2 protein-coding genes are annotated in these 4,741 nt (G+C 66.4%); both read right to left on the bottom strand.

Annotation, left to right across the window (positions count from 1 at the left end):
- Positions 1-345: 345 nt before the first annotated feature.
- A complete protein-coding gene (locus ACWF94_RS33735) occupies positions 346-2,298 on the bottom strand; it encodes a galactose oxidase-like domain-containing protein (RefSeq protein WP_453497402.1) in 1,953 nt (650 codons plus the stop codon).
- Positions 2,295-4,307, bottom strand: a complete 2,013-nt coding sequence (locus tag ACWF94_RS33730; protein ID WP_453497399.1) for a glycosyltransferase family 2 protein — start codon at positions 4,305-4,307, stop codon at positions 2,295-2,297. The genes ACWF94_RS33735 and ACWF94_RS33730 overlap by 4 nt, the downstream gene beginning before the upstream one ends.
- Between the last annotated feature and the right edge of the window lie 434 nt (positions 4,308-4,741).

The following is a 4,741-nucleotide window of genomic DNA, read 5'->3' as shown; positions in this document are numbered from 1 at the left end:
CCGGGTAGCCGCCTGCTGAGGGAGCCGCGCCCGCGTACGGCGCGTGTCGCTGAGGGGTCGGCTGCCGGGGGAGCCGTTGCGCGCGTACGGCGAGCGCCTGCCCGGAATGCCGGGCAGGCGCCCGTCGGGGAGCTGGTCTCCGCAGAGGCCCGGTCCCGGCGAGGAGCCGACTGCCGGGGGAGCCGTGCCCGCGTACGGTGGTCTGCGCCGACAGCGCCGCGGCCGGTGCACCCGTACGACCGCTCTCGCCGCGCGCGGGGAACTCCCCGTACGCCCGCGAGCCCCCGGCGCGAACTTCTCGCCGGGGGCTCGGGCATACCGGAAACGGGAGGGTTACGGGAGGGGTTAGGGGACCTCGACCCACACCGCCTCGGACGGTGTTCCCTTCGTGTCCGTCACGAACAGCATGTACCAGCCGGACGGCACCAGGGACCGGTTCTTCGGCACGGTGATCTCGACGCCGGTCGCCGTCTTCTTCGTCTTGAGGGCGATCGTGCGCTGGTCGACGTCGGTGACATGGGTGACGGCGCTCGGGCGCATCAGCTTGGCCGACCCCACTCCGTGCTCGCTCGCGATCTTGAAGGTGCCCGACTCACCGCGCTCGACGGACTTCGGGCCGCCGCTGATCTTCGGCTTGTCGCCCTTGAACAGATAGGGCGGGGTGTAGATCTCGATCCGCTGCTCGAAGACGCCCGGCTTGGTGTTGGCCTTGTCCGCGTAGAGCGAGTCCGAGCCGAAGATCATGACGCGGCCGTCCGGCAGCAGCAGCGACCCGGAGTGGTAGTTGCGGCCCACCCGGGGGTCGGCGACCCGCTGGTACTCGCCCGTCTTCGGATCGTACGTACGGGCCTGGAGGATGTTCGAGCCGTCGCGGCCCCGGTAGTCCGAGGATCCGCCCGTGACCAGGACGGAGTCGTCGGGCAGCAGCGAGGCGCTCGGATAGCGGGTGCCCTTGTCCAGGGTCGCGCCGTCCTTGAACCGGGGCTTGTCCTCCTTGAGGTCCACCAGCCGGGACTTGTCGCTCGACTTCTCGGACTCGCCGACCCCGCCGCCGCCGATGACCATGAACCGCTGGTCCTGGGCGGGCGGCAGCATCACGGTCGCCGAGGTCTCCATCTTGTCGGGGTCGCTCAGCCCGGGGATCTTGTCGAACTTATTGGTCTCCAGATCCCAGACGCCCGGGTCCCGGCCGACATCGGCGGGGCCGTAACCGGCGTTGGAGCCGGAGTAGAAGAGCTTGCCGTTGTCCATCAGAAAGATCGCCGGGTAGGTGGGGAACTTCCTGATCTTCCCGGTGTACTCCCATTTCTTGGTCTTCGGGTCGTAGATCTCGTCCTTGCCGGGGACGATCGCGCCGATCTCGTCGAGCCCGGAGAGGGAGAGGACCTTGCCGTCCTTGAGCGGGGTGAGCGTCGGATACCAGCGGGCCTCGTTCATCGGGTCGACGGGGATGTACTTTTCCGCCACCGGATCGAACTCATAGGCGTCCTTGATGCCCTGGAAGTCCTTCTTGTCGAGCGCGAGCTTCTGGGCGATTCCATACACATTTCGGGTGTCGGAGCCGGATAGGCCCTGTACCCGGTAGTTGTCCTCGGTGCCGGTTTCGTGCTTCTGCCCGGACTTCTCGGCCTCGACGTAGATCCGGCCGAGGCCCGCCTCGGTCCGCAGGAACTTCCCCGTCTTCGGGTCGAAGACCTTCTTCGCCTTCTCCACCAGAACCGGGTCCTTGGAGACGAACGTCTTGCCGTTCTTCTTGCCGGTGAACTTGGTCCCGGCCGGCAGGGTCTTGGGCCGGTCCGGGTCCTCGTTGTGGACGATCATCAGACCGCCCGCCTTGGTGACATCGCCCTGGAGCTTCTCGTACCGCTTGGTGCCGCCGGCGACCAGCAGCTTGCCGTCCGGCAGCTGGGTGTGCCCGGCGCAGAACATGTCAGCGGGGGTGGGGATCTTCTTGAAGTCCCCCGACTCCGGGTCCCACAGCACCGATTCGAACTTCTTCGCGTCGAAGTTCTTCTGATTGTTGCCGGAACCGGCGATCAGCAGCACTTTACCGGTGTGCAGCAGAGCCGCGTGGATGGTGTTGATGCGGTATTCGGAAGGGACATCGAGAAACGACCAGTGACCGTTCGCAGCCTTGTACTCCGGCTGGTTGATCTTGTACTCATGATATTTCTCGCTGCCGAAGCGCCAGAGCGCCGGCCCGTTCATCCCGGCCACCGCGACAACCACCACCGCGCCTATCGCGATGCGACGCGCGCGCCTCCTGCGGTGATTCGTCCGGACGGGCATCGTGCTCATTTCTTACGTCCCCCAAGGGCGATCTGCATGGTTTGTTCGGCGGTGTCGGACGAGGCCCCGGGCGCGGAGTCGGCGGCGGACCCGGGCGCGGACGGCTTCCCGGGCACGGACGACGGCTGGGGCCGCTGCTGCGGCACATGGGGCGCCGGTCCGGAGTCGCTCGCCGGGTCCTGGCCGTCCGCGAGAGCGGCACGCTTCTTCTTCTCCGCGCGGATGCCGTGCCGCCAGACCAGAATCGGCGCGGCGGTGATGAGCAGCGCGAGCAGGGCCCAGGTGATCATCGCCGGATGGTCGTGTCCGAAGTAGAAGGACGAGCCCAGTGAGCCGCCGAAGACGGCGATGAAGAAGAGATGGATACGGAAGGTGCCGAACAGCGTGTCCGGGCTGGACGAGTCGCCCTTGGGGGTCACGACGAAGCCGCTCTTGCGGCGCAGTACGGCGTCCATCAGCGAGCGGGCGTAGATCGGGGCGGAGAGCGCCGACATCACCATGCCCGCGAGACCGCCGGAGCCCTCGGGCTCGTGCGGGGAGACATTGTGGCGGCGGTTCCAGATGTAGAGGCCGATCTGGAGCGCGGAGGCATTGCCGTACAGCATCATCCACACCAGCGGGTCGATCTGCACACCCGAGGCGCCCATCCCCAGGAAGAGCGCGCAGCTCAGCGCGGCGAGAATCCAGTTCAGGGCGGACATCGGATAGAAGATGATCATCATGGTGTAGTTGAAGAGCTTGCCCGGCGGCAGTGTGCCGAAGCCCCTCCAGTACTGCTTGAGGATCGTCTCGTAGGTCCCCCGGGACCAGCGGAGCTGCTGGGTGAAGAAGTCGGTCCAGGCGGTGGGGCCTTCGCCGACCGCCAGGACGTCCGGGGTGTAGACCGAGCGCCACCGGTTGCCGGACTCGGGGTTCTTCGCCCGGTGGATCTCGAAGCCGGTCGCCATGTCCTCGGTGATCGAGTCGTACAGACCGCCGATCTGCTTGATCGCCTTGATGCGTACGGCGTTGGATGTGCCGACGAACATCGGTGCGCCATAGCGGTTTCCGGCGCGCTGGATCAGGGCGTGGAAGAGGAACTGCTGCGACTCGGCGGCCTTGGTGACGAAGGTGTCGTAGTTCCCGTAGACCTGCGGTCCGATGACAAAACCCACATCGGGGTCGCGGAAATAACCGAGCATCCGCTCCAGATAATTGGGCTGCGGAATGTGGTCGGTGTCGACGGAGGCGAAGAAGTCGTACTCGTCACCGTGGGCCTGGAGCCAGGCGTTGTAATTCCCGTGCTTGGTCTTGGCGCGGTGCGGGCCCTTGGGCTGATTCCACTCCGGGACGCCCTTGCGGGAGAAGTGTTTCACCCCGAGCCGGGCGCAGACTTCCTTCACCGCCGGGTCGTCGCCCTCGTCGAGCAGCCAGACGTGCACCGGCCCGCGGTGGCGGATGCGTACCGCCGCCTCCAGGGTCTTCGTCACCATCTCCAGGGGCTCCTTGCCCGGGACGAAGGAGGTGAGGAAGGCCACCTTGGTGCCGCTCTCGGGGACCACCGGGACGGGGTCGCGCGCCACCAGGGTCGCGTGCGCGTTGGAGAGCACGTTCATCGTGCGGAAGAGTTCGATCAGTCCGATCGAGACCAGCATCACGATGTCGAGGATCAGCAGGGTGTCGTTCTTGAGGTTCGGATCGCGCTCGGTCCAGTGCGAGGGCTGCATCAGCCAGACGAAAAGTCCGAGGGAGACCAGGGGCGCCGCGCCGAGCAGCAGAGCGGCTCGTATTCGGTGCGGTTCCTGAGACAGGAGTGACCGGTATTGCACCTTGTACGGGGTGTCCGCTGCTGGTTGAGTAAGGGGACCGGCGAGCCTGCTGTAGTGCTCGTAGTCGTACCGCGGCAGCGCCTTTCTCTGGCGCGGCCGATGGCCGCCGGTGCTAGGACCCGCGGGCATCCGGAGCTGGGTCGTCCGGGCAGAGTCGCTGGGCTTCCCGGCGCTGTCGGATTTCCCGGCGGCATTGGGCGTCGACGTCATGAGTCATCCCCCCGCACGCATGGTGACTGCGTGTGCTGTGGTGTGTCGGTGCGTCCCGGCCGCGGCCCCCTCAAGCCGCGGGTCAAAACGATGTGTGGCGGGCCACTGGTACTAGGACATGCAACAGTCACCTGCCGGTTGCATGATGCCCGCTGTTCGATCACGCCGCGCAGAAAACCCCCATGTCCTGCCGCCGCGCAGCGGAATCATGCGTTCCAAGCGCCCTCGGCCGGTCTGGGACAGCGGCCCGGCCGAGCACACCGGATCCAGGATAGGGTCCATGACCCTCCCGCATGATCGCAAGGGTCAAATGATCTATAAACGGTCAAATGTGCGATTCATAACTGCCTTGCGTCAAGGGTCCGATGAGGGTGAGTCGGGTGGTTCCGTCCCGATGGGCGGAACGACCGAGGCCCCCTCACCAGCAGTGAGGG

This window comes from Streptomyces sp. NPDC055078 (genome assembly GCF_053607985.1).
The sequence above is the reverse complement of the archived record's forward strand: the minus strand, read 5'-3'. Positions and strand labels throughout refer to the sequence as shown.

Excerpts from the sequence above, each read along its gene's own strand:
- ACWF94_RS33735 (WP_453497402.1), bottom strand. The coding sequence starts at position 2,298 with ATGAGCACGATGCCCGTCCGGACGAATCACCGCAGGAGGCGCGCGCGT.
- ACWF94_RS33730 (WP_453497399.1), bottom strand. The coding sequence starts at position 4,307 with ATGACGTCGACGCCCAATGCCGCCGGGAAATCCGACAGCGCCGGGAAG.